Origin of the sequence: Acetobacterium wieringae (assembly GCF_001766835.1) — a bacterium.
Taxonomy (GTDB): Bacteria; Bacillota; Clostridia; order Eubacteriales; family Eubacteriaceae; genus Acetobacterium; species Acetobacterium wieringae.
In genome coordinates this window covers 182,769-207,693 of the sequence record NZ_LKEU01000010.1, presented here as the reverse complement: position 1 = coordinate 207,693, position 24,925 = coordinate 182,769, and the positions used below count along the sequence as shown (strand labels likewise).

Here is a 24,925-nt window from a genome sequence, read left to right as displayed (position 1 = left end):
GTCTTCCTATCCTCGATTTGGGTTGCGTTAAGGTTGAATCGATACCTCATTATAGAGCGGTAAACTTTTTTTGGAAAGAAAAATTTTGTTAATCTGTTGACAATTGTCAATAAATTCGCTATGATTGACTCAACTTAATAAAACTACAATTTATGGTGCCTTACAAAGGAGAATAGGGAATCAGGTGAAAATCCTGAACGAACCCATCACTGTAATGGTTTTGTTTTTGCAGATGCCACTGGCAACGGGAAGGCGCAAAAACAGATAAACCAGAGTCAGGAGACCTGCCATGAATTGATATAGTATGAAACGACGGTAAAGTTTCGGCTATCCTTAGGATTACCCTGGGATAGCTGAGACCTTACCGTTTTTTTTATAGAATCACGAGGCGATCCCATGAAACCGATCATCCAACTGGATATTACAGCGCTGACCTTTCCCGATGAACCGGAACCGGCGCTTAAAAACATTAAACTGAATATCAATGCGGGCGAATTCATTGCCATTACCGGTGGTGCGGCATCGGGGAAATCGTTATTGCTTCACACAATTACCTCGGCGGCGCCGAAGTTTTATCCCTGTGCAATTAATGGGACGGTGACGGTAGCGGATCAGAATGTGTCAAAGCTACCGCTCTGCCAAATGGCCGACTATCTGGGCTATATGATGCAGGAGCCGCAAAACCAGATGGTCAATCGACGGGTTACCGATGAGCTGGCGTTTGGGGTGGCGAATCTCAATTTGAGTCAGGATGAAATTGAGCATCGGGTTAATGTGGTCATGGATTTTCTCGGAATCCGGGCGTTTTCAGATCGGACAACCGATGCCCTTTCCGGCGGACAAGCCCAGAAGGTGGTGCTGGGGAGCATTCTGGCGATGAAAACTCCGATTCTGCTACTCGATCAGCCGACGGCCGAACTGGATCCCAAAACCAGCTCGGAGCTCTATCGGCACCTTGGGCGGCTGAACCGGGAGAAAAAGGTGACCACCCTGGTGGTTATGGATAAATCCGGTGCGGTTTTAAAAGATGCCCATCGGGTGCTGGTCATGGAAGCCGGGACGGTGAAAGATTTTCTGACGGTTAGTGAATATCATAAAAAATATGGCTGCCGGAAAAACAATCGTCGGGCGAAGCCGTTCCAGGTGGATGAAAGGTACGACGTGATTAAGTTAAGCGGTGCCTCGCATACCTATAAAGGTGGGATAACCGGCTGCCAGCCCCTGGATTTTAGTCTGAAAAAGGGCGATTTCACAGCGATCATCGGCCAGAACGGTTCGGGTAAATCGACCATGCTCAAGCTCATTGAAGGATTGGTCAAGCCAAGCGCAGGCTCGGTGGAACTGTTTGGAACGCCGGTGACCAGAAAAAATGTTGGGGAACTGCGTCGCCGGGTCGGTTTTTTATTTCAGAACCCCGATGATCAGATTTTTTGCAGCTCGGTACGCGATGAAATCAGTTATGTTTTAAAAAATAAAAACCTCAGTGCGCAGCAAAGTGAACAAAAGATTCAAGAAACTCTGGATCTGATCGGACTGGCGGGTCTCGAGGAAATGCATCCCCAGCGCTTAAGCCGGGGACAACGGCAATTGCTGGCGCTGGGTTCGGTGGTCATTAATGACCCCGAGCTGATCATTGCCGATGAACCGACCTCCGGCTTAAACGCTGCCCAGAGTCAAGTGGTGATGGAAAAGCTGGCCCATCTCAGCGGTCAGGGGGTCACTATTTTGTTGGTAACTCATGATTTGGCAGAGGCCAGAGATTTTGCCAATCGGATTGTGGTGATGCACAACCATCAGTTGGCTTTGGAATTTGAAGCCCCCAAAATGGACAATTATCTGAATGATTTGGTTCGACTGGAACTGATTGAAGGAGGCGATTTTTAAATGTTTAAACTAAAAGAACTGGATCCGCGGCTCAAACTGACCTGGTGCCTGTTTCTGGTTTTAACCGCCCTGGTGTCGCGAAGTATACTTCTCAATGGCATTTTACTGGGGGTGATTCTGATTTCTGAACTGTTCTCGGAGAAATCCTTGAAAGCTTTTAAAATGCTGTCAATTGTGCTGCTGATTATTGGCACCCAAGTATTGATCATCAATCTGATCTTTGGTCGTGAAGGCGAGCTGCTTTATGCCTGGGGTATTTTACAGATTTACAGTGGTTTTATTGCCACCTCCATCCTGGCTTTTTTAAGAATTGGCATCATCTCATTTTCGGCCTATCAGTTCGGGGTTCATACCGATCCTATGGATATGGCTCAGATGCTGATACACTGGCGGATACCTTACCGCTATGCGATGCTGGTGCCGATGGTCGCCCGGTTTTTCCCGGTGATGATCGGGGAATACCAGTCCATTTGCAATAGTCAATCGGCCCGGGGGGTACCCAATGATACCGTGGTTGAGAAAATCCGCAACCTGCCGGCTTCAATTTTACCGCTGATGTATCGGGCCATGCGAATCTCCAGTGATGCGGCGCTATCGGTGGAACTCAGAGGCTATGGCCGCCACGCAACCCGAAATTTTCAGAAAAAAATCAATCTCCATCCTTTGGAAGGCATGACCATTGTCTGCCTGATGATCGGGTTTGGCGGAGTCTTGATTAAAACGATTTTGTAACAGTTGAAAAACTGTGTAAATAAAAAATAATTGATGCAAAAAAAGGAGCATAACATGCAAAACGAACAAGCAATTGGAAAAAGAAGTATTTTTAAAACAGACACCAAATCTTTAATTGGTGCCGTCGTCATGGGGATCGTCTTTGTGATCGCCTGCCAGATTACCGGCCAGATCGATAACATGCTGCCCTGGGGAAAAATGGGAATGTTACTGATTAATGGAACCGTATGGGCATTTTTTACCGGCATTTTAACCCTGCTTTACAGACAGCCAGGTGGATTGATTGCCGCTGAAGTGGAAGCCCTGATTTCAATTATGTATACCCCCCTTTGGCCAACCTTTATCTTTGCCAACGGCATTGCGTCCATCTGGGTATCTTTCGTGGCGGTAAAATGTGACATGACCAAATGGTCGCATCACATTCTGGCTCAGGGTGGTGTTTGTGTTTTAGGAAATGCCATTGTGGGAGTGGGTCTGGTTTTGATTCTAGGTCTGCCGGTAAGTGTTGCGGCGGTATCCAGCCTGATAACCATCGCTGTAACCTGGCCATTGGCAACGCTGGCAGAAAAGAAAGTTTATGATGCCTTGCTGAAATCAGGTATGGTAAAATAATTCTGGTTAAGCTAAAAATAAAATAACGAAATTTTAACTGCTTTGGTATCTGTTTTTGTAAAACAGGTGCCAAAGCAATTTGTAGTTTTACAAGTAGTTTATTCAATCGCAATTAAGGAGAAATCGAAGATGAGTCAGGATTTACGTGTGTTTTTAGAACAGTTGGATAAAGATGGTGAAATCTGCCATGTAACAGAGCCCGTCAAGCGGGAATATGAAATCAGTACCTTGATGATGGAGCTGGAAAAACAGCGGAAATATCCGGTGATGTGGTTTGATCAGGTGGAAGGCGGCGATATTCCAGTGGTAACCAATATTCTCGGTACCAAGGGCCGGTTTGCCAAAGCGATGGGCGTTAAAACCGAAGACCTGTCGTTTGAGTTTGCCGAACGGATCAAGAATCGTTTTGATGATGTTAAGGTGGTCGAGAACCCACCCTGTAATGCTCATTTGATTACTGGCGATGACGTTGATTTAACTAAGCTGCCAATTATCACTCATTTTCCCATTGATGCTGGCCCCTATATTACCTCTGGTCTGACCGTGGCCAAAGATCCGGAGACTGGCTGTGAAACGCTGGGTTTTCATCGGCTGCAGTTAAAAGGAAAAAACAAGCTGGGAATTTCCTTCCATTCCCGTCAGCGGATGTGGGAATTTTTCAGAAAGAGTGAAGAACGGGGCGAAAACATGAAAGCCGCCATCTGTATTGGGGTTCATCCTAATATTGCCTTGGGTTCGCAAGCTTCGATTCCTTATCATCTGGGAAAATACGGTGCCATCGGTGGATTATTTGGCGAGCCTCTGGAAGTTTCCCCCTGTGCCACCATGGATCTCAATGTGCCTACCTATGCCGAAATTGTCCTGGAAGGGGAAGTGCTCTGCAGTGTTCGGGAACCGGAAGGACCTTTTGCCGAATACACCAATTATGCCTGTTTCCGCAGCACCGAAAATGTTTTCCAGGTCAATGCCATCCGCTACCGGGAAAAACCGATTTTCCACGATCTGACACCCGCCATGAGCAGTGAGCACATTACCATTGTCTCAATCCAGCGGGAAGGGGATATTACCAAGTTCTTAAAACAGAATCTGCCCAACATCAAGGCGGTTCATTCGCCCTTATCTTCCTGCGGTATTTTTCACTGCTATGTGTCGATGAAGAAAACGGCTGAAGGTCAGGCGCAACAGGTTATGTTAACCGCTTTAGGCATGGACCATCATATTAAAATGGTCATTGTCGTGGATGAGGACGTCGATGTCTTCAATGAACAGGAAGTGCTGTGGGCCATGGCCACCCGACTGCAGGCCGACAAGGGCGTCATGATCTTCCCCAATATGATGGGCGAAACCCTGGACCCTTCCACCGGCGACGATGGTCTGACGGCCAAAATGGGCATCGATGCCACCAAACCGCTTAGCGGTTACTCACCCAAAATCGATATCGATGAAAATGTTATTGAAGACATCAAACGATTATTTAAATACGTAAAATAGAAGAAGGCCAAAGATGATAAAAATTGCGATTGACACTGGTGGCACCTTTACCGATTACACCTCGGTGGGCTGTTTCGGGGACCAGGCTGAACAGCGGATTGCCTTGAAAAACCCCACTAATCATGATCACCCGGCTCAGGGGATTCTGGCCGGGCTTAAAGAATTGGCGGTGGCTTGGGGAACCGATCTGGAAAAACTACTGGCCCAGACCGAAAAAATTTCGTTGGGGACGACGCTGGCTCTCAATGCCCTGCTGGAGAAAAAAGGGGTTAAAACTGCCCTGTTCACCACCGAGGGATTTCGGGATGCCCTGGAAATTCGCCGGTCCCAGTTGGCTAATCAGTGGGATCTGGCCATTGAAAACCCGATGGTGCTGGTGCCGAGGCGGCTGCGCTTGGGGATTGAACAGCGGATGGACTATCAGGGTGAGATCATTAAACCGCTTAACGAAGCTGCCGTTCGGGCAGCCTGTCAGAAATGTCGGGAAGCTGACGTAAAAGCCATTGCGGTGTGTTATCTGTTTTCATTTCTTAATCCAGCGCACGAAAAACGGACGGTTGAAATTATCCGGGAGGAACTGCCCGATGTTTTTGTGTCGTTATCATCAGAAGTCTCACCCCGAATCCGGGAGTACGAGCGCACCACCACCACGGTGATCAATGCCTATTGCACCCCGGTGCTGGCCGATTATCTGAAGAATGTCAAAAAAGAACTGGCTGCTTTTGGCTGGGATAAGCCGGTTCATATTATGAAAAACAGTGGCGGTCTCAGCGATTCGGGGGCCCTGGAAAGCTTTGGGGTACAAACCCTGTTATCCGGTCCGGCTGGCGGTGCTGTGGGCAACGAAGCCCTGGGTAAAACCCTGGGCCGAACCCATACGGTGTTGGCGGACATGGGTGGAACCAGCTTTGACCTTCATGTCGTCAGCGGCGGGGTCAATCAACTAGTGCCCCAAACCGAGCTGGATGGCTATCCCTTAAGCATACCAATGATCGATATCCGCTCGATCGGCGCTGGCGGTGGCAGTATTGCCCATGTCGAAGCCGGGGGACGGGTGCAAATTGGTCCGGATTCCGCCGGTTCGATTCCTGGCCCGGCCTGTTATAACCAGGGCGGTGAGAACCCCACCGTTACTGATGCCCTACTGGTGCTGGGACTCATCAACGGCGATAATTTCCTCGGCGGCAAGCTGCCACTATCCATGGAACAGGCGGTTAAAGCGATTAAGGAAAAGGTCGCCGATCCTTTAAATCTTTCGGTGCAGGATGCCGCCCGGATTATCTACAGCATCACTGCCGAAATGATGGCCGATGCTCTGCGGCTGGTGACGACCCAGAAAGGGAATGACCCCCGAATTTACAGCCTGATCAGTGCCGGTGGCGCCTTTGGTCTGTTTGCCGCCCGGATTATGGAATCCCTGCAAATGCCGGAAGCCCTGATACCGGTACAGGGACCGGTCTTCTGTTCCTGGGGAATGCTGGGAGCGGCCTGCCGTTATGACATCAACCAGAGTATTCTGATGGAAAAAAGAAATTGGGATGCCAAGCGCCTGAACACCATGGTTGCGGCGATGAAAGCGGAAGGAACGGCGCAGCTTAAACGACTGGGGGTAGCGAAAAACCGCCAGCGCTTTGATCTGATGCTGGAAATGCGCTATGTCAGTCAGCACCACGAGATCTCGGTGCCCTGGACCTTGGGTGAATTCAGTCCCGAAAGCATCAAAGATGTCGAGCAGGCGTTCTATCAAACCCATGAAGCCATTTATGAATATGCTGAAGTCAAGGATTGGGAAATCATCGATCTGCATCTGGCCTGTTCCGAATGCGATCAAGCGAATATCCTATTCCCCACTACAATAGCCATAACTGGAGTGACTACCAAAACCGTTGCCGGGGAAGTCTTTAACAGTCACGGTGAGATCAGTGTCCCGGTTTACCGCGAGGGCGATTTAACAAAAGGCATTAACGGTCCGGCGTTGATTGATTTTGTCTATACGACCTTGATTGTGCCCCTAGGCTTTTTCTGTATTCAGGAAGATGAAGGCATCTTCGCGCTCAGAAAGGAGGCCACCCATGAATCAGCGAACTGACGATATCATTAACCGCACCGTCATTATGAACCGGCTCGACAGCATCACCAGCGAAATGGGCATCGCCCTGGAGCGCTCGGCTCATTCCCCGATTTTTGCTGAAGCCTGCGATTTTGCCTGTTGTATCTGCGATGCGGCTGGCGACCTGGTTTCCCAACTCAGCGGTATTCCAATTCTGGCTACCGCCGGGTCTTTCAGTGTCAAAGCGGTACTGCGGAAATTCGGTGGAGCCATCGCCGACGGTGACGTGTTTATCATCAACGATCCTTACGACGGCGGCAACCATCTACCGGACATCGGCATTATTACGCCTGTATTTTACGAGGATGAGCTGTTGTTTTTCTGCGTCAGCCGGGCTCACCACGGCGACATCGGTGGTTCCACCGCTGGCAGCTACAACCCCAAGGCGACGGAGATTTTTCAGGAAGGGTTGCGGATTCCGCCGACCCGGCTGATGAAAAACAAGGCAATGCTTACCGATGTACTGGAATTGATCTGCCTGAATACCCGAAATCCCGAGATGCTAACCAGCGATTTTCTGGCCCAGATCGGTTCCAACCGGCTGGCGGCTAAACGGATCAAAGAGATGTTAAGTACCTATTCAATCGCTACCGTTAAAAAAGCGGTTCAGGAATCATTGCTTCAGACCGAAACCCTGACCCGTCAGCGGATTGCCGCGATTCCTGACGGCACCTACAGCGCGGTAGACTATATTGATGATGACGGTTTTCAAACTGAACCGGTCAAAATCGCCGTGGCGGTGACCATCACCGGTGACCGGATGTTGGTGGATTTTACCGGCACTGACGCCCAGGTCAAAGGCTTTATCAATACTTCAGTGGTAACGGCCACTTGCGCTTCTGGGATCGCGGCCTTATGGTTTTTGGGCAAAGACATTCCCAGAAACAGCGGTGCTTTTCGCTGCATCGAAGTCAATCTGCCCGCGGGTTCGCTGGTCAATCCCCGGCTTCCGGCGCCGATGACCCTGTGTACCCTGACTCCGGCCAGCGAAATCATTGGAACGATTTTTAAAGCCCTGGATCAGGCCCAGTCGGGTCGGGTATCCGCCGGCTATCATCGCTATCTGGGACCGTCTTTTTATGGCGTTGATCCCCGGAATGATCGTTATTATGTTGGCTTTTCCTTCTGCTCGTTAGGCAGTGGCGGGGCCATGGCCGGCCACGACGGCAAACCCTATATGGCCACCTTATCGAACTTCGGTGGGGTCAAGGCCCCTAATATCGAATCCAACGAGGTCCAGTACCCCCATCTGACCCTGCATCATGAGATGGACCATGATACCGCCGGGGCTGGTGAATACCGGGGTGGCAGCGGCATGAAATACGCCTTTGAGATCACCGCTGAAACAGGTGATGTAGTTAATTTTGGCGACGGCATTAAATTTGCCCCCTACGGCCTCCGGGGTGGTCATCCGGGCAGCCTAAACCGCAGCGTCTTTGTTCATGACGGCGAACAGATTATCATGGAAAGCAAAGAAGCGCCCCGCCATGCAGTGAAGGGTGATCGGATTTATTTAAACACCAGCAGTGGCGGCGGCTGGGGCGATCCGCTCAAGCGATCGCCGCAAAAAGTCTATGATGATGTCCAAGACGAGATCATTTCCAGAGAAACCGCTGAAGCAGTTTACGGGGTCATCATTGGTGACACCGGCATCGATTTTGAAAAAACAGAAAAACGGAGAAACAATTCATGAAAATTGCAGTGGGAATTACCGGCGCATCCGGTGTTGTTTATGGCATCCGGCTGCTGGAAGCCTTAAGGGATACTGAACACCATGTTTCGCTGATCTTAAGCGAATGGGGAGCCAAAACCATTGGTCTGGAAACCCGTTATACTGAAGACTATGTGCTGTCACTGGCTGACTGCGTCTACGACAGCCGCGATATGGCGGCCGCTGTGTCCAGCGGTTCCTATGGTATCGACGCTACTGTGATTGCGCCCTGCAGCATGAAGACCCTGGCCGGGATTGCCAACGGCTTCAGCGACAACCTGATCGTCCGGATCGGCGATGTCGCCTTAAAGGAACGTAAACCGCTGATTCTGATGGTCCGGGAAACGCCTTTAACGCTGATTCATCTGCGTAATATGACAGCAGTTACCGAAGCTGGCGGGATTATTCTGCCACCAATGCCGGGCTTTTATCACAAGCCCCAATCAATTGATGATATCATCAATCAAAGCGTCGGCAAGGTCTTTGATATGCTGAAGATCTCCCACAATCTGTTTACTCGCTGGGGCCATGAGGCCAGCCATGGATGAGCGGATCAAGCTGACTCAGGGCACCGGGAAAACGGCGTTGAATTATGAGATTACGCCCGTGGGTAAGGATATTCTGATTCTCTTAACCGGCGGGGATGCCCATATCGGTTGCACCGCCATTGGCGATGATGGCCGGTTGAGCAGCTATACTCCCCAGTCGCATAAAGACGATGCCCTGGCGATCCCGCTGGCAAAAAAAGTTTCCCAAAACTTGCATTGCGTCTGCACCGTGGTGGCCGGATTCCATCTGGATGATATTACCCGGGAAGAAATTGCCGAGGTTGTTGCGAATGCCGAACAGGGAATGACGCAAGTGCTGGAAGCGATCGAAAAAAATTGAAAGCAAGCTAACAAAGAGCAATCCTCAATTTGGGGATCGCTCTTTTTATGGGAGGCGCAATAATTGGTTATAAATGAATGACCATGATGGAGTGGTTTAAGCTTAAAGGCTAAAAAAGATATAAATTTTTGTTGTTTTGCATTTTTTCTAACCATTCCGCTGGGTTTTGTGTTATATTCAAATCATTCTAAATAAATCGTTGCAGAATGAGTGCAGAGCATTAGCGAAAGGAAAAAAGAAATGAGATTAACACAGGAACTATTAAAACAGGGAATCAGCGAGAAACTGCTCGATGATATAAAGTACTTCAAACATTTTTATAAACTGGAAGATCGCCTTCAGGACCGGGTTCCCAGTACTGAAACCGTTTTTTATGGCAAGGACATCTGGTCGATGTGCATTACCGCCATTTTAGAGGGGGAGAACATCCTGCTCTCCGGCCCCAAGGCCACCGGGAAAAATGTTCTGGCTGACAATATTTGCGAGCTCTTTAACCGGCCCCAGTGGAACACCTCATTCCATGTCAACACCGATAGCTCCAGCCTGATTGGTACCGATACCTTTATTGATAACGAGGTTCGATTGCGCCGGGGATCGGTCTATGAGTGCGCCATTAATGGCGGCTTTGGGGTGTTTGACGAAATCAATATGGCCAAAAATGATGCTCTGGTGGTGCTTCACTCGGCGCTTGATTACCGCAAGGTCATTGATGTGCCGGGTTACGAAAAAATCAAGCTCCACGATGCCACCCGCTTTATCGGCACCATGAACTATGAATATGCTGGCACCAAAGAGCTTAACGAAGCCCTGGTCTCCCGATTTATGACCATTGATATTCCGCAGATTGAAGAAGACACCCTGATGATTATTCTAAAAGAATATTTCCCCGATGCCAATCCAGAAATCCTGCCGCAGTTTGCTGGGATCTTTCTGGATCTTCAGGCAAAATCGAAAAACTCCGAAATTTCAACCAAATCGGTGGATCTCCGGGGGATTATCGGTAGCTTAAAAACCATCCGTCGGGGGCTCAAACCAATGCTGGCCGTGGATATGGGTGTTATCGGCAAAACCTTTGACCAGTTTGAAAAGGAAATTGTCCTGGATGTCATCAAAACCCGGATCCGGGAGAGTTGGGAAGCATCTGATGTCTTTACCCACTAAAACGCCACAATCCAGGGAAGGGAGGAAAGCGCTGTGAAGGATGCCAAATGGATTTACGAAGACTATGAGTTTGACAATCGGGTGGCCAACCTGATGTGGACTATTTCCGGCGATTATGACGAAAACATGGACAGTGGTGAGAAAAGTTTTATTTCCAAAAATGTCGCCCTTTACCATGCTGTCACCGCCGGGGGACGACGCAAATACATTAACTGGCCAGCCGTTAAAAAATACGTCATCAGTCGCCATCGGGCCGGTTTTAATAAGGATATTCTCTTAAGCCTGATTGCCATGGGCAGTGATGTGGTGGTGGAAGAAAAGATTATTGCCGAACGCCCCGGGGTTTATGATATCCGTAAAAACGCCTATGACGATATTCTTTCCAATTATTACAAGCTCCACACCGATGATCTGCTCGAAAAGGTTCGCCACGCCATGATTCTTGAAAAAATCGGCAAAACCCCGATGGTCGATACCGAGACGCGGAGTATTGCCAATGACCTAATGGCATTACAGAAGCGGGAAGATACCATCGAATTGCTTAAAGGCATTGAAGATCTTTATATGAAATATTTCCCGCTGTTTGTCGAGGGTGAGGGCGGTGAAGCTTACGAATCCGGTCACAATAAAAATCATATCCGTGGTGATTTTTCGGACTTTATGCTGGAAGAAATGTTTGAAGATCCCGAAGACCTGGATATTGAAGCCTCGATTGAAGAAATTGCCGAAGCCCTGCTGGGCGAATCCCAGGGCGATATGGCCAGCCTATCCAATGACGCCGACAACCGGATTTTGCGGGTTCAGGAAGAGGACATTGAAAAAATCTATGAAAAGGTGGCCTATTATTACGGCAACTCTTTTTTAGAAATCAGCGAGGTTAAAAAGCTGCAGAACCGGGTTTGTAAAGGGGCTCACGGCAGTTGTCGGATTCACATGACTGATGGCGTAATTCGTAGTGACAGCGACAATGAATTTCAGCAAAAATATGTACAGCGCCATCAGACTAAAAATATCGATGTATTTCGGGCCAATTACAAGGTCTTCAAGCGCAACATCAATAAGCTGCGGGAAAGCATGTCCCGGACCCTGGTTCAGGAGGAAATTGTCGACGTCATCCCCTCGGATTCCGGCCAGCTGATTCCCAGCAAACTGTGGCGGATTGGCCGCAGCAGTAATAATAAGGTCTTTGTCAAGAACATTGATAACAATAAGGGTAGCTTTGTGGTGGATATCCTGATCGACTCCAGCGGCTCGCAACGGCGCAATCAGTCCAAGGTGGCCATTCAGGCCTATATTCTGGCGATGGCCTTAACCCAGCTGGGGTTGCCCAACCGGGTTCTGGGTTTTTCCAGTTTTCTTGATTATACCGTAATCAAGCGCTTCCGGGATTACGAATCACCGCTTTCGGCCAATGACAATATCTTCGAATACTACTGTTCCGGAAATAACCGTGATGGTTTGGCCATTAAAGCCACATGTGAAGATTTGATCAAACGCCGGGAAGATAATAAAATTCTGATCGTGCTCAGTGATGGACGGCCCAATGATATTAAGGTCGGCAAGGGCCAGGTCAATGATTTAGCTGAAGCCTATCGGGGTCGGGTAGCCATTGCCGATACCGCCCGGGAAGTCCGCATGGCCCGGCAGCAGGGGATAATGGTGCTAGGTGTTTTCACTGGCAAGGAGCAGGATCTGACGGCCGAAAAGCTGATCTATGGCAAAGACTTTGCCTATATCAAGGACATCAATCGCTTTGCCGATCTGGTTATCAAGTATTTAAAACAGATTATTGTGAATTAAAACGTAACGCAGTTCTTGTGACAGCGTTGAGTTGGAAGACAAGCTCAGTACCGGCCAATTGAATTTCTATTGTGACCCAGGGGTCTGATCCTATGTGCGAATGAATCCGACAGGCAAGCCAGTCCGCTCATGGCCACACAATCAGAATTGCTAATTTTTAGCACTTCATTTCGACTTTGGATATAGCTTAAACGCTGTCCCGTGTGGGTAGCGTTTTTTTTGTAGGGTAAAAAAAATGACAACATCAGTATTTTTAGTATACTATAAGTATAATTGAAGTATTGATGGTGTTTTAATATGCGAAATGGAGGGTTCAATGAATGGATAAACTAACCCGAAGAGAATCGGAACCAATATAATAAGATAAAATTGAAAGAAAAACGCCGAACAAAAATATTAACAGTCAATTTGGAGGAAGTGCTCGTGCAGGTCAATCGCTTGTTTGAAATGGTCTATATGCTCATCGAAAAGAAAAAGGTCACAGCCCGGGAATTCGCCGATTACTTTGAAGTATCCATGCGCACTATTTATCGGGACGTGGAGGTTTTGAGTGCGGCCGGGATTCCCATTTATACTGAAAAAGGCAAAAGCGGAGGAATTTGCCTGTTAAGTAATTATGTCATACAAAAATCCGTATTATCGGAAAATGACCAAATCAATGTACTTTCATCGCTTCAGGGCATGAAGGCGCTCAATGTGCCGGAGGTGGAGCCGGTGCTCAGAAAACTGGCAGTCTTGTTTGAAAAAAACAATGCTGATTGGATTGATGTGGATTTTTCGAATTGGGGCAGTGGTTTGGAAGAGCAGGAGAAATTTAATCACCTGAAAAATGCCATATTAAAATACCAGCGTATTCGGTTTGACTATTACAGTTCCTATGGCGAAGCGACCACACGGACGATTGAGCCCCTCAAGCTGCTCTTTAAAGGACAGGCTTGGTACCTGTACGGATTTTGTCTGAGCAAAGCAGAAGACCGCTTTTTTAAGGTCAGCCGTATCAGAAATCTGGAAGTTCTGGCAGAATACTTTGTTCGGGAGACTCCTCCCCAGGTGGACTTTGAGCTGTTTAAGAGAATACCCCAGGAGTTTTTACTGGTTCTTAAAATTGAGGCATCAATGGCTTTTCGGGTCTATGATGAATTTGATCAGCAGGCCATAGAAAAGCAGGCAGATGATAGCTTTATCGTTTCAGTCAGACTGCCGGAGGATGGCTGGATTGAAGGGTATTTATTGTCCTATGGGGATGCGGTTGAGGTGATGGAGCCCTTGTGGTTGCGGGAGCAGATCAGAAAAAAACTGGTCAATAGTTTAAAAAAATATGTTTAATATGACATCAGATGTCATATTAAAGGGTGTATACTGAAGCTATCTTATGAAGGAAAGAGGTATACATTATGGAATATGAATTAGTGCAATTGGACGAAAAAAAAGTGGCGGGACTAAGAATTAGAACCAGTAATACCGATCCCCAGATGGGTGAAAAGATTGGCGCAACCTGGCAACAGTTTTATGGTGGTGGAATTGATGCATTGTTAAAAGGTAAAACGAATGAAAAGTGTATCGGGCTTTATACCAATTACGAAAAGGCTGAGTTGGGTGCTTACGATGTTATGGTCGGCTGCGAGGTAGAAAACGGGGTTCTACAGCCCGAACAGGTCACGATTGAAACCATTATGCCTGGAAACTATGCAAAATTTATTGTCCATGGAGATGTTCAAAAGGCAGTGGGAGAGTTTTGGATGAAGCTCTGGGAGATGTCCCTTGACCGGAAATTTGGCTGTGATTTTGAGGAATATCAGCCAGGCGAAGACATGGAAAACGCCGAGATACACATCTATATCTCGCTTAATTAAAAGGAGGTTTATTCGTGGAAAAGGTGGAATATAAAAAGCAGTTTAAGGACTTGTACCTTCCCAAGAGGCAGCCGTTAATCATTGACGTGCCAGCAATTCCCTTTGCCCTAATTAAGGGCGAGGGGGATCCAAACGGAGACGAATTTACCGAGGCGGTGGCCGCCCTTTACAGTTTTAGTTATGCCGTTAAAATGTCACATAAGGGCAAGACGGTTCCCGAGGGGTATTATGATTATGCGGTTTTCCCCCTTGAAGGAGTCTGGGATCTGGTGGATAAGACTAAAGACAGCACCGACAAGAGCAATTATGCTTATACCATTATGATTCGTCAGCCGGATTTCTTAACGGCTGATTTGGCCAAGCGATTTCTTGATGAGGTGAAAAAGAAAAAGCCGAATCCCTGGCTTGAGGGTCTTCAGGTTGAAGAGCTAAATGAAGGACTTTGTTGTCAGATGCTGCATCTGGGCAGCTATGATGCTGAGCCGGCCAGCTTTGAACGGATGGAAACTTTTTGCAAAGACCATGGCTATTTGCGGATTGATAAAACCCATCGGGAAATCTATTTGTCAGATCCCCGCCGGACAAGCGTGGATAAACGTAAGACCGTACTGCGGTTTAAGGTTAAAAGGAACGGGGAATGACCGAGCAGTTTTGACATGCTTCTTCTTTCTGCGCCCTCTACATTCAGGTAGTGATTATTTTTGAGTGAGTTTCTAATCCTTATAAATTCCTTATAGTCTCCTGATATAGTTGCTTTATCGAAAGGAGATACAACTATGTCAAATATGATTCTAACAACTGAAGCGCTCACAAAAACATATCAGGGGCAAAACGCTGTGGATAGACTTTCGCTTTCTATCCCGGAAAATACTGTATACGGATTGCTGGGGCCTAATGGGGCGGGAAAATCCACTGCCTTGAAAATGATAACCGGTATTGCAAAGCCGTCAAAAGGAGAAATACGATACAAAGGGAGGCCGTGGCAACGAAAAAATTTGTCTGAAATCGGCGCATTGATAGAAAGTGCCCCGCTGTATGGAAACCTCACAGCCTACGAAAATCTGCTGGTGAGAACCACAGCGTTAGGCTTACCGAAAACCCGAATTGACGAGGTGCTACATATCGTAGATTTAACAGGCACAGGAAAAAAGAAAGCTCGGCAATTTTCGATGGGTATGAAACAGCGCTTGGGTATTGCCGGAGCTTTGCTGAACCACCCCAAGCTGCTTATTTTGGACGAACCAACCAATGGACTTGACCCGATGGGTATTCAATCACTACGTGAATTGATACGCTCATTCCCTGCACAAGGAATCACCGTTATTCTGTCAAGTCATATTCTCTCTGAGGTTGAGAACACAGTGGATAAAATCGGCATCATTGCCAATGGGCGGTTAGGCTATCAGGGAGAACTTCCCAATGATACCGCTTCACTAGAAGCCCTGTTTATGGATGTTGTTCGCATGAGCAGTAACAGGGAGGCTTACTAGAATGGTAAATATTATAAAATCCGAGCTTATAAAAGGACGCCGCAGTTTTGGCAGAAAAAGCTTAGTGCTTTTCCCATCGCTAGTTGCGCTCATGGCTATTGTATTGATGGGCGGGGCATTGACTCAGATAGGTGCGTATAACTGGTGGTATATGATGTTCCTTCCGGTCACGGTGGCATTGATTTGCATTAATCTGATCGAGCCAGACAAAAGAATGCAGTTTTTCAATGTGGCTACCTTGCCTGCACCGAAGGGCCGTGTGTGGCTTGCAAAGGTTTGGACGGGTTGTTTTTATATTTTCATTGGTAATCTCATCGTTTTTGGTCTGACCACCATTTCCGGTCTTTTCTTTGGTTCTCAGTATCCTATTTGGCGGGGACTGGCTGCCGCAGTTGTCTTAACAATTGCATGGGTATGGCAAATACCTTTGGGAATGTTCTTATCCGCCAAGCTAAATTCGGTGGTGACTTTTTTGGGGATTCTTGGCGTAAATATAATTTGTTCGATTCAAGATATTGCTGGCGGCCGTTTTTGGTTTATTCCATTTGCAATACCTGCCCGCTTAATGGCACCCATACTGGGGATTAATCCCAATGGTGTGTTGATGGCTCCTGACAGCCCGCTCCATGATAGTAGTGTGGTGTTGCCCGGCATACTCATTACTTCCGTTCTGCTTGCAGGATCACTTCTGTTAACAAAGATCTGGTTTAATGGAAGGAGTGAATAGAATGAAAAAGTTTAGCATGCAACTATCTTCTGATGCCATCAGGCTATCCAAAACCCCTTTTTTTATCGTTCACCTTGCTATTCCTGTATTGGGAATTCTAGTCTTTACGGTATACCAAAGCATGACCATTTATCCTCCGGAAAAATTTACAGTAAACTATTATCAGGTGTTAACACTCATCTATCCGCTCTTAGCGGCATGGATTTGCTCAATCCTCACCGAACAAGATGTGGAAGCCGGAGGAGGGTTCCTCCTTTTGAGCGCCCCATCACGGATGAAGAACCTGCTGTCTGAACTGATCTTTTTGATTCTTGGCGGTCTTGTAGCATGTCTGATAGTTACCCTGGGCTACAGTGTTGTGGCGGTAATCAGGATACCGGGTTTTTCAGTTCCTCTTTCTCTCACGCTTTGCATGGCTTTGCTTATTTGGGGCTGTGCTGTTTTTGAATACCTGTTTCACACCTGGCTGGGCTTTCAGTTTGGTCGGAATGTGAGCTTTGCAGTGACTGCTGCGGAAATTCTTTTTTCTGCGCTTATGCTTACAGGGCTTGGTGAAACCATTTGGTTTTATGTTCCCAGTGCCTGGGGCGTCCGGCTTGTCAGTCTGTTGTCCAGGTATTGGACGCAGGGCGATATGCGCACAGTACCCGCTATGCAGTTAGGCATAGTCGTAGCTGCAATAGTGACTTTGCTGATGCTGGCAGTTCTGTTTGTATGGTTTCACCGTTGGGAAGGGAGAAAAAAACGATGAATAAATGGTCGGTTGTCTTCTTATCCCGGATCATTGTATAATTAAGAATACAGGGGGGATACGATGGCACATATTTTAGCTGTTGATGATGAACCAGAAATTCTGGCTTTTATAAAAACGGCACTGGAGCGGGAAGGTCATTTGGTGCAAACAGTGACGGCAACCTGTAAAGTATCGCCGGAAATGGCTCGTCTTGCCGACTTGATTTTACTGGATGTCATGATGCCTGGTGAAGATGGATTTTCCTATTGTAAGCGTATCCGAGACACAATCGATATACCGATTCTTTTTGTTACAGCGCGAACGGCTGAAGATGATTTGGTGCACGGTCTTGGGCTTGGCGCTGATGACTATATTCAAAAGCCGTTTTCGGTTGCGGAGCTACGGGCACGGGTGGCCGCACATTTACGCAGGGAATCCCGCAGTCATCTACACACGTTGCGCCTGGGGGATTTGGTATTGGATGTGTCCGGAAAGCGGGTGCTATATAAAAATATCGCCATTGCGTTTACCAAAAGTGAGTATGCCATCTGCGCCACCTTAATGGAACATGCTGGACAGGTGTTTTCCAAAGGCCAAATATATGAAGTGGTTTTTGGATATGATGGAGAATCAGACGAAAGTGTCATTGTGGAGCATATTAAAAATATCCGTGCAAAGCTAAAACCCTATGGAGCTGAGCCGATAGAAACCGTATGGGGGATTGGATACCGTTGGAAAAGAGAAAAGCAATCGGTTTAAAAGGCTATTTCACTCGCACGCTACTGCTGTTTTTTGTCGGAATCGTTGTTATCTTTGCATTGGCATTCATCATCCTTTTTCTTTGCATGGAAGCTGGCGTTATTGCGCCAGCCAATGCAGGAGAGAGGGAAGCCAGGGTGGAAATAGACCGGCAAAGCGAGAGTGGGATGTTCACAAATGATTTAGAACCCACTTTGTACGATTATATCTATTTTGACAAAGAGGGAAATGTAAGGGCATCTTCCCTGGAGGGAAGTACCCTTTCACAGGAGGTTTCAAGATATACAGCTGAAAACGTAACCTATGGCACAGGTGTGTATGTATTCTATGAGGATGGAAGCCGTTGCCTTTTCACTTGGCGCTATGTGGCTAGCTTTACCAATCCAACATTGCAAAACGTTTTGCCCAATGCGGAACTGATCATGTTGTTTTTGGCAGTTATGGCATCGGTCTTATTTTTCCTGCTTTTTGTTCGTAGCATGGGTCGAAAGCTGGGTAATAAGTTGGCCTTGGTAGAAAATGCCAGCAAACAAATCGCACAGCAAGACCTGGATACACCAATCACCACATCTACAGGCATAAATGAATTTAACCACGCGCTGCAATCAATGGACGACATGCGGAGCATTCTGAAAGATACGCTTATCAAACAATGGGAATCGGAACAGCAACGCAAACAAGAAATTGCCGCCCTTGCCCATGACATAAAGACACCGCTGACAGTAATCAATGGTAACGCCGAATTACTTTTGGAAGATACTTTGGAAGAGAAACAGGCTGCACTGGTAAACTCTATATTTAGCGCAGGAATGCGGGTACAGCAGTATGTGGGTGCTTTGCAGCAGGTAACCATTATTGATATGGATAATAAAGTAATGGAGAAGATTGATATTATCCTAGTGTTAGGCGATCTTAACGCTATTCTATCTCCACTAGCCAAAGATAAGTCAATATCGCTGGAATACGTGTATAGCGAGAATTTACGCCCAATAATGGTTTATCCTTCCATGTTGGCCCGAGCGCTGATCAATATTGTCGAAAATGCGATACGCTTCACTAAAACCGGAGGACATATTACTATTTCTGCATGCCAAAATGAACAGGAAACATTATTTAGCGTTCAGGATCAAGGGCCGGGTTTTTCAAAAACAGCGATGCACCATGCAAAGGAAATGTTCTGGCAACAGGATACAAGCCGGACAGGGAGTCGAAATTATGGAATCGGTCTTTCTATTGCCGAAAAAGTAGCACAAAAACATTCAGGACAGTTGTTCTTAGAAAACACCTCACAAGGTGCCTGTGTAAAATTTGTTATCTCTTCTGGATGGTGTCGGCAATAGTTAATCCAAAACATTGGCCAATATGGCAATACACCAAACTTGAATCGCACGCATAACTGCGTCAGCGCTATGTCATAAACGAGATTAGTTTAAATATCCATCAGGGCCTCCAATCAGAGTGAACACTCATTTTTTCCGGCTCTCCATTGCAGCGGTAATCCGGCGGTTGGATTCTCTGGGAATACGGTTGAGGCAGCCATTGAGCACAAGTTTAAATGAATTGGATTGGCACCGGCTAGTTTGGTCAGGAAAAAAGTAGTAAAAAAACAGTTGCTTTACCACAGGAAAATAAAGCAACAGCGCCTCGGAGTGATCGTTCAATCTGTGGCGCTGTTTGTTTAGGGACTTGTCAGAATTTAATTAAGCGGAGCCATGGTTTAGTAAGCATAACGCATCAGGTTACTGCCGTCATAGACCAGCAGGGAGTTATTAAAGCCGCTGGGCAGGGACAGGAATGAGCTAGAGCCGATTGTCTCATTAGTGGCGTCATTAAAACCTCGTTTAATCACATTCTTGTCTGCATCCTGATAAATCAGGTAGTCATTAGTGGCGGTGCCATAATAAGTTGGATTGACGGGCTCGATGTTGATAATTGTGTATGCAGACTCACACCAGTTACCGCCGCTCCAGTAATATAGTAAGTAGCTTGTATTCCCGTAACCATCAGTGGTGGGGGTGTTGGGAATGGCTAAGAGTTCGCTGGAATCGCTATCGAAGCCAATCAGCTGCTTGCCGTCCAAAGTAACCTGATTAACGTTTGTCCAGCTGCTTAAGTTGGTCGAACTGTAGATTTGACCGCCGCTGTCGTAGCCATAATAGGTCATGCTACCTGCTTGTTTGACATAAAAGAGTTTAAAACCAGCAGCTGGCGGGGTCAGGGTGCCGGCGACAGCCCAGTTGTTGCTGTCGTAGGGGGTGGAGATCACCGCATTGTCGGCCAGAATTTGGCCTTTTTGTGAATAAGTATAGTCAGTCATAAGGTAATTGTCGGCATCAGCACCGGCCAGGGTGCCGCTTAGTTTAATGTCGTAATTGCTGCCTACGTCACTGGTTTCGCTGGAGCCATTGTAATAATTGGCGCTGTAGCTTCCGAGATACACATTTTCCTGCGTATTAGTACCATCAATACGGGCAATACCATCCATGCCACCATAAGTTGTCGAATCAGCGTTGGGAGTGTTTATAAACGAGACGCTGCTACTGCCATCGGCTTTTTTCATGGTGATCAGATTGACATTGGCATAACCCAGGATTCGTGGTGTAATGGCTGCCGATTTTGAGGTGTCGGGAGCCGGAGCCAGGTAGTTTTTGGCGGCATCGCCGCCTAGGCTATAGGTAATGGTGATGGCTTTGTTTTCGCCAATATTTTTATCGTTATAGCTGGCGGTGGCTTTGACTGTTACCGCTTCGCTGCCAATTAAGCCGCTAACGGCACCCGCATCAAGGGGGTAATCCAATAATTTGCTTGTGTTAGCTGCCAGATAAACATCGGTGGTGGCGTCATATTTTCGCGTTGCGGCAATGGCTGGCAGCTTGGTACTGTCGACTGCCAGTTGAATCGGCTTGATCTTGCCGCTACTGGTCAGGGGATCAATACTGTAATTGCCAGCATCCTCGCCGGAAAGATAAAAGGTGGTGGTGATAAGATGATCACCGGCGTCGGCTTTGGCATAATCACTTACTGCATTCGCAAGAACCATCTCCGAGCCGACGATCCCCGTCAGGCCAGTGGACTTATCGATGGTGGCGCCACTCACATTGGTTCTGGTCTTGCCATCATAGTCTTTCTCGGTTTGAAGCCTCAACATTTCAACGTTAACCGATAGTTTCCTCGTAGTAATGCTGCCGCCGTTAGTGGTAGCAGTCAGGGTCTTTTCGCCCCCCGCAAAAACATAATTGTCGGCCGAAGCCCCCTCCAGGCTGATGGTATATTTGAGGTAAAGACCCGTTCCAGTTTGACTGGTTTCACTTTGATAAGCATTGTCGGTATAGTATTTCGAGTCTATTTTGGAAAAAAGTGTTTTGCCCGCTTCGGCCTGAAACACACCGTTGTTATCGCTGCAGCTGAGGTTTACATTAACCTTTGCGGTGCTGGTACCATCATATTCCTTCGTTTTTTCTGTCACGGCTCCGGTATTTAGCATCAGCGGGGTAATGTCAGCGGTTTTGCTGTGATCATCGGGTAGGGGCAGGTAATTGCTGGCAGCAGCACCAGAAAGAGTGTAATGAATGGTGATATGTTTATCAGTGCCAACGTCTTTCCCGGCATCATAAGTAGCAGTCGCTGTGACGGTCACTTTGCTGGCATCAGGTGCAGCAATATTTCCGGGTGTGACCGATTTATTATAAATTATACCCGTATTATTGGCCGCCGTAAAAACATCGGCGGTGCCATCGTAAGCCTTGGCAACCGGGGTGGGAGCTACTACTGTCAATGACCGTGCGGTAATGTTGGCATCGCTGATGGTTTCTGTCGCTGGGACCTGATAGCGATTGTTGGCAGAGGTGCTGTCAATTGAATAGCTAACCGTAATGATTCGGTTGTCGCCGGCGTTTTGATTATCATAAGCAGCGGTGGCCGTGACGATAATAGTGGGGTCGGCTGCGACACCGGTTGCCACGCTGATTGCGTTATTGCCAGCTTGAATTTTGCCCTTGCCATTAAACACGTCAGTGGTGCCATCATAGGTTTTGGTTTTATTGATATTCAGGCTGGCGCCAGAGACCGTCAGGGTTCTTTTGGTAATGGTTCCGGTGCTTGGGTGGTCGGCCGGGGCGCTATAATTGCCGGCGTCGGTTCCCGACAGGGTGTAGAAACAGGTTACCGGTTTATTGGTTCCTACGTTGTTGTCTAAATAGGTGGCAGTTCGGGTGATCGTGAGATTATCGGCGGCCAGCTGGCCAAGGGATTCGGTAATTTCGGTGTTAAGGGTTGCCGTCCCGTCAAATTCCTTCAAGATTGGTGCTGTCGGGAGGCTCAGGGTTTTTGTCACAATCTCGCCCTTGATTGTCGTGGTCACCGGTGGAGTGTATTTACTGGCAGCAGCTCCGGATAGATTGTAGGTGATGGTGATATCCTTATTACTGCCGACGTTTTTATTATCATAGGTGGCCGTGGCGGTAACGGTTACGGTATCACCGATCGCAATTCCAGTGATGGCTGCTGCATCGAGTAGCTGATTGGTTACATCGGTGGCGGTAGTACCATCATAGGTTTTAGATAGGCTAACAGTTGGGGCAGTGGTCACACTCAGACTGATTTTGCTCGGTGGGGTATAACCGCCACCGCCGGGTTGGGGTGTGGGTTCTGGGATCACGGGTGGCACCACCACCTCGGGATCAACCGTATAGTTTTCGGGCGCTTTTTCAAAACTGACATGATCCGAGGCTATTTCAGCCTTGTTGATCGTGCCGGTACCGGTGATCATCGCCGGAGACGCAATCGCCAGACTGGAAACCGTGGTGGTGCTACCCAGATTGATGGCGGTGTTTTGGGCTTCGGGCTCAACGTTGAGGGTTTTAATGCTGGTTTGGCCTTGGGTTTTAATCACCACATCCGGGGCTTTTACTGTTACCGAATCGAAACTGCCTTCGAGAATCAGGGTTTCGCCAGCGGCGTTTTCGCTCAAAACAACCGGCACTCCGTCAAGACCGGTGGCAACAATCCGGACACCGCCGTCCGGGGCCTGTTCAATTAGAATTTTTGAATAATTGCCACCGTTAATGTGAATACTGTTTTTGCCGCCGCCGCGAACCCGTAGTTCACCGGAAACAGTGACATTGTTCAAGGTCACGTTACCGTTGCCTACGGCCTCATCAATGATCAGATTGCCATCAATTGTTAAGTTCTGAAGCGTCACATCACCGGTAGTGATAATTACATCCTGATTGATCGATTCGCTTCCGCTACTTGGTCCATAGCTACCGGCTTTACTGTAAATGGTTGATTGGGTCAGATCTTCAAGCTGGTTCATCGCCTTTTGGATAATTGCAATGGCGGTGGTGATTTCAGCGGAACTGCTTTGCTCATCAATCTTGTTTTGAGAAACAACAGATTGCAGATTATTCCAGGAAGTTTTGCTAAAGTCGGATTCGTTTAAACTTTCAATTTGTTTTATCAGGGCAGTGTAGGCACTTAAATCGGTGCCAGTCGTGGCATCCTTGACAATTTCCAGTTTTAATGCTTCAAGACGAAGCGAGCTGCCAACGGTACCAAGCTGTTCACCATCGAGGAACCATTCTTCCGAAGCGGATGGCAAGTCGCCAATATTCTGGACATGACCGTGGTAACGGACGTGATAACCGGATACCTGTTTGCCGGTGGTGTCAAGCAGAACAATTTTGATCGCTTCAATGCGCAGTCCCTTGCCACGGGTGCCAGCATAGTCGCCGTTTTTGGCCCAAGTGCTGGGATCATTTTCATCATAGAGCCAGCCGAGGTTTTGAACATGGACGTTGTAACGTAGTTCAATCTCCGAGGCCACGTCCGCATCGGGTTTTAATTCGAAGCCTTCAATTCGTTTACTCTGGCCAACAGTGCCAATTATCTCCGGGCTTTCGATCCAGGTGTGATCGGCAGGATAATCACCTAAGTTTTCAATGTGGCCGCGGGATAAAACCGGAATGATGTCAGTCTCGGCAAAGACCGTTTGAATTGGGATGAAGAGGGCAAATAAGAGCAGGGTAAGTAGTGTTTTTTTCATGAATGTTCTCCTTACAGGTTTACGCTAAATTGAGTGAATATCGTATCGCATCATCACTTGAATTCTACATTTAAAGCTAGTTTATTCTAACAGATATTAAAGTGTATACGCATAACAATTCACGAAGAAAACAGCCGTTTCGCGAAAGTGGGCGGCTATTCGGGTAAAGGACAGTTACAATAAAAATAGCCACCGTTTGAAATAATATGGTTTCAGTGGTTGACAATTACCGGGGCAGCAGTGTATACTCACAACAACTTGATAAATAGATCAGGCTGAAGAATACAATTAAACGATGGTATGATGAATGATGGATACGGGAGAGACTGCAGAGTGTGCAGCACCGAAGGAATAAGCTGGTATTAGCCATAATATCGGCGATGATCTCAGGTAAAGAGGACCGCATCTGGACATCTCTCTGGAAAGCGAAGACGCACCGAAGGGGCAACTTTAAAACAGGAATCTCTCAGGTCAATAACAGAGCAGAAGGCACTAGCTTTCTGCTTTTTTTGTTTTTTTGTAAAATTAGAAAAATGGAGGATTGAAAAATGAGAATTGTTGAAGGGTTGAAGTATTCAAAGGATCATGAATGGGTTAAAGTAGAAGGCAATCGGGCCACCATTGGGATTACCGATTACGCCCAACATTCCCTGGGGGACATTGTTTTTGTTGAATTGCCGGAAGTGGGTGATCATATCGATAAGGATCAAACCTTTGGGGTGGTCGAATCGGTTAAGGCGGCTTCCGATATTTATTTGCCGGTGGCCGGAACGGTCGAGAAAATTAACGAAGCGCTGAATGATGAGCCAGAGCTGATTAATACCGATGCCTTTGAAAACTGGTTGATTTGTGTTGAAATGGATGATCCCACAGAAGTTGATGACTTGATGGACGCAACCGAGTACGAAGCGTTTTGTCAGGAATAGAAAGC

At 47.4% G+C, this 24,925-nt stretch carries 20 protein-coding genes and 3 riboswitches; of the genes, 19 read left to right on the top strand and 1 reads right to left on the bottom strand.

Features of this window, described 5'->3' with window-relative positions; all coding sequences use genetic code 11:
- Positions 1–136 precede the first annotated feature (136 nt).
- Positions 137–306, top strand: a riboswitch (cobalamin riboswitch).
- 90 nt (positions 307–396) lie between these two features.
- The 18 genes from ACWI_RS01450 (at position 397) to ACWI_RS01365 (ending at position 19,291) form a co-directional block, all read left to right on the top strand.
- Positions 397–1,884, top strand: coding sequence for an ABC transporter ATP-binding protein (locus ACWI_RS01450; protein WP_070369650.1), 1,488 nt, complete (start codon positions 397–399; stop codon positions 1,882–1,884).
- Positions 1,885–2,616 (top strand): energy-coupling factor transporter transmembrane component T family protein, encoded by a 732-nt coding sequence (locus tag ACWI_RS01445; protein ID WP_070369649.1) that lies wholly within the window; start codon positions 1,885–1,887, stop codon positions 2,614–2,616.
- A 54-nt stretch (positions 2,617–2,670) separates the two neighbouring features.
- Positions 2,671–3,228 (top strand): hypothetical protein, encoded by a 558-nt coding sequence (locus ACWI_RS01440; RefSeq protein WP_070369648.1) that lies wholly within the window; start codon positions 2,671–2,673, stop codon positions 3,226–3,228.
- A 129-nt stretch (positions 3,229–3,357) separates the two neighbouring features.
- Entirely contained in the window at positions 3,358–4,719 is a 1,362-nt protein-coding gene (locus tag ACWI_RS01435) for a UbiD family decarboxylase (protein ID WP_070369647.1), read from the top strand.
- Positions 4,720–4,732: 13 nt separating this feature from the next.
- A complete protein-coding gene (locus ACWI_RS01430; RefSeq protein WP_070369646.1) occupies positions 4,733–6,808 on the top strand; it encodes a hydantoinase/oxoprolinase family protein in 2,076 nt (691 codons plus the stop codon).
- Entirely contained in the window at positions 6,792–8,522 is a 1,731-nt protein-coding gene (locus tag ACWI_RS01425; RefSeq protein ID WP_070369645.1) for a hydantoinase B/oxoprolinase family protein, read from the top strand. The genes ACWI_RS01430 and ACWI_RS01425 overlap by 17 nt, the downstream gene beginning before the upstream one ends.
- Positions 8,519–9,088 carry a UbiX family flavin prenyltransferase gene (locus ACWI_RS01420; protein WP_070369644.1) on the top strand — a complete coding sequence of 190 codons (570 nt, stop codon included), beginning with the start codon at positions 8,519–8,521 and terminating at the stop codon, positions 9,086–9,088. Before ACWI_RS01425 ends, ACWI_RS01420 begins: the two co-directional genes overlap by 4 nt.
- Positions 9,081–9,428: a prenylated flavin chaperone LpdD gene (gene lpdD, locus ACWI_RS01415; RefSeq protein WP_070369643.1), complete on the top strand. Its 348-nt coding sequence runs from the start codon at positions 9,081–9,083 to the stop codon at positions 9,426–9,428. The genes ACWI_RS01420 and lpdD overlap by 8 nt, the downstream gene beginning before the upstream one ends.
- A gap of 240 nt (positions 9,429–9,668) precedes the next feature.
- On the top strand, positions 9,669–10,589 hold the full coding sequence (locus ACWI_RS01410; protein WP_070369642.1) for an AAA family ATPase: 921 nt from the start codon (positions 9,669–9,671) through the stop codon (positions 10,587–10,589).
- A gap of 33 nt (positions 10,590–10,622) precedes the next feature.
- On the top strand, positions 10,623–12,389 hold the full coding sequence (locus ACWI_RS01405) for a cobaltochelatase CobT-related protein (protein ID WP_084633427.1): 1,767 nt from the start codon (positions 10,623–10,625) through the stop codon (positions 12,387–12,389).
- 423 nt (positions 12,390–12,812) lie between these two features.
- A complete protein-coding gene (locus ACWI_RS01400) occupies positions 12,813–13,715 on the top strand; it encodes a helix-turn-helix transcriptional regulator (RefSeq protein WP_070369641.1) in 903 nt (300 codons plus the stop codon).
- A gap of 68 nt (positions 13,716–13,783) precedes the next feature.
- Complete coding sequence (locus tag ACWI_RS01395) at positions 13,784–14,242, top strand: GyrI-like domain-containing protein (protein ID WP_070369640.1); 459 nt, start codon at positions 13,784–13,786, stop codon at positions 14,240–14,242.
- A 14-nt stretch (positions 14,243–14,256) separates the two neighbouring features.
- Entirely contained in the window at positions 14,257–14,883 is a 627-nt protein-coding gene (locus ACWI_RS01390) for a GyrI-like domain-containing protein (protein ID WP_070369639.1), read from the top strand.
- Positions 14,884–15,018: 135 nt separating this feature from the next.
- Complete coding sequence (locus ACWI_RS01385) at positions 15,019–15,732, top strand: lantibiotic protection ABC transporter ATP-binding protein (protein WP_070369638.1); 714 nt, start codon at positions 15,019–15,021, stop codon at positions 15,730–15,732.
- A 1-nt stretch (position 15,733) separates the two neighbouring features.
- Positions 15,734–16,459: a lantibiotic immunity ABC transporter MutE/EpiE family permease subunit gene (locus ACWI_RS01380; protein ID WP_070369637.1), complete on the top strand. Its 726-nt coding sequence runs from the start codon at positions 15,734–15,736 to the stop codon at positions 16,457–16,459.
- A 1-nt stretch (position 16,460) separates the two neighbouring features.
- On the top strand, positions 16,461–17,210 hold the full coding sequence (locus ACWI_RS01375) for a lantibiotic immunity ABC transporter MutG family permease subunit (protein ID WP_070369636.1): 750 nt from the start codon (positions 16,461–16,463) through the stop codon (positions 17,208–17,210).
- Between the two features lie 63 nt (positions 17,211–17,273).
- Complete coding sequence (locus ACWI_RS01370; protein WP_070369635.1) at positions 17,274–17,951, top strand: response regulator transcription factor; 678 nt, start codon at positions 17,274–17,276, stop codon at positions 17,949–17,951.
- Complete coding sequence (locus tag ACWI_RS01365; protein WP_070369634.1) at positions 17,924–19,291, top strand: sensor histidine kinase; 1,368 nt, start codon at positions 17,924–17,926, stop codon at positions 19,289–19,291. Before ACWI_RS01370 ends, ACWI_RS01365 begins: the two co-directional genes overlap by 28 nt.
- Before the next feature lie 377 nt (positions 19,292–19,668).
- On the opposite strand, the gene ACWI_RS01360 is transcribed toward ACWI_RS01365, so the two are convergent.
- On the bottom strand, positions 19,669–23,994 hold the full coding sequence (locus ACWI_RS01360; protein WP_070369633.1) for a YDG domain-containing protein: 4,326 nt from the start codon (positions 23,992–23,994) through the stop codon (positions 19,669–19,671).
- Positions 23,995–24,301: 307 nt separating this feature from the next.
- Positions 24,302–24,407, top strand: a riboswitch (glycine riboswitch).
- A 3-nt stretch (positions 24,408–24,410) separates the two neighbouring features.
- Positions 24,411–24,477: riboswitch (glycine riboswitch) on the top strand.
- A gap of 65 nt (positions 24,478–24,542) precedes the next feature.
- Here ACWI_RS01360 and gcvH point away from each other — a divergent pair.
- The gene (gcvH, locus tag ACWI_RS01355) at positions 24,543–24,920 is read left to right on the top strand and encodes a glycine cleavage system protein GcvH (RefSeq protein WP_070369632.1); all 378 of its coding nucleotides are present in this window, start codon (positions 24,543–24,545) and stop codon (positions 24,918–24,920) included.
- The last annotated feature ends 5 nt before the right edge of the window (positions 24,921–24,925 follow it).

What these genes read in the sequence shown, in the direction of transcription:
- ACWI_RS01450 (WP_070369650.1), top strand. Translation starts at nt 397, where the DNA reads ATGAAACCGATCATCCAACTGGATATTACAGCGCTGACCTTTCCCGAT.
- ACWI_RS01445 (WP_070369649.1), top strand. Translation starts at nt 1,885, where the DNA reads ATGTTTAAACTAAAAGAACTGGATCCGCGGCTCAAACTGACCTGGTGC.
- ACWI_RS01440 (WP_070369648.1), top strand. Translation starts at nt 2,671, where the DNA reads ATGCAAAACGAACAAGCAATTGGAAAAAGAAGTATTTTTAAAACAGAC.
- ACWI_RS01435 (WP_070369647.1), top strand. Translation starts at nt 3,358, where the DNA reads ATGAGTCAGGATTTACGTGTGTTTTTAGAACAGTTGGATAAAGATGGT.
- ACWI_RS01430 (WP_070369646.1), top strand. Translation starts at nt 4,733, where the DNA reads ATGATAAAAATTGCGATTGACACTGGTGGCACCTTTACCGATTACACC.
- ACWI_RS01425 (WP_070369645.1), top strand. Translation starts at nt 6,792, where the DNA reads ATGAATCAGCGAACTGACGATATCATTAACCGCACCGTCATTATGAAC.
- ACWI_RS01420 (WP_070369644.1), top strand. Translation starts at nt 8,519, where the DNA reads ATGAAAATTGCAGTGGGAATTACCGGCGCATCCGGTGTTGTTTATGGC.
- lpdD (WP_070369643.1), top strand. Translation starts at nt 9,081, where the DNA reads ATGGATGAGCGGATCAAGCTGACTCAGGGCACCGGGAAAACGGCGTTG.
- ACWI_RS01410 (WP_070369642.1), top strand. Translation starts at nt 9,669, where the DNA reads ATGAGATTAACACAGGAACTATTAAAACAGGGAATCAGCGAGAAACTG.
- ACWI_RS01395 (WP_070369640.1), top strand. Translation starts at nt 13,784, where the DNA reads ATGGAATATGAATTAGTGCAATTGGACGAAAAAAAAGTGGCGGGACTA.
- ACWI_RS01385 (WP_070369638.1), top strand. Translation starts at nt 15,019, where the DNA reads ATGTCAAATATGATTCTAACAACTGAAGCGCTCACAAAAACATATCAG.
- ACWI_RS01380 (WP_070369637.1), top strand. Translation starts at nt 15,734, where the DNA reads ATGGTAAATATTATAAAATCCGAGCTTATAAAAGGACGCCGCAGTTTT.
- ACWI_RS01375 (WP_070369636.1), top strand. Translation starts at nt 16,461, where the DNA reads ATGAAAAAGTTTAGCATGCAACTATCTTCTGATGCCATCAGGCTATCC.
- ACWI_RS01370 (WP_070369635.1), top strand. Translation starts at nt 17,274, where the DNA reads ATGGCACATATTTTAGCTGTTGATGATGAACCAGAAATTCTGGCTTTT.
- ACWI_RS01360 (WP_070369633.1), bottom strand. Translation starts at nt 23,994, where the DNA reads ATGAAAAAAACACTACTTACCCTGCTCTTATTTGCCCTCTTCATCCCA.
- gcvH (WP_070369632.1), top strand. Translation starts at nt 24,543, where the DNA reads ATGAGAATTGTTGAAGGGTTGAAGTATTCAAAGGATCATGAATGGGTT.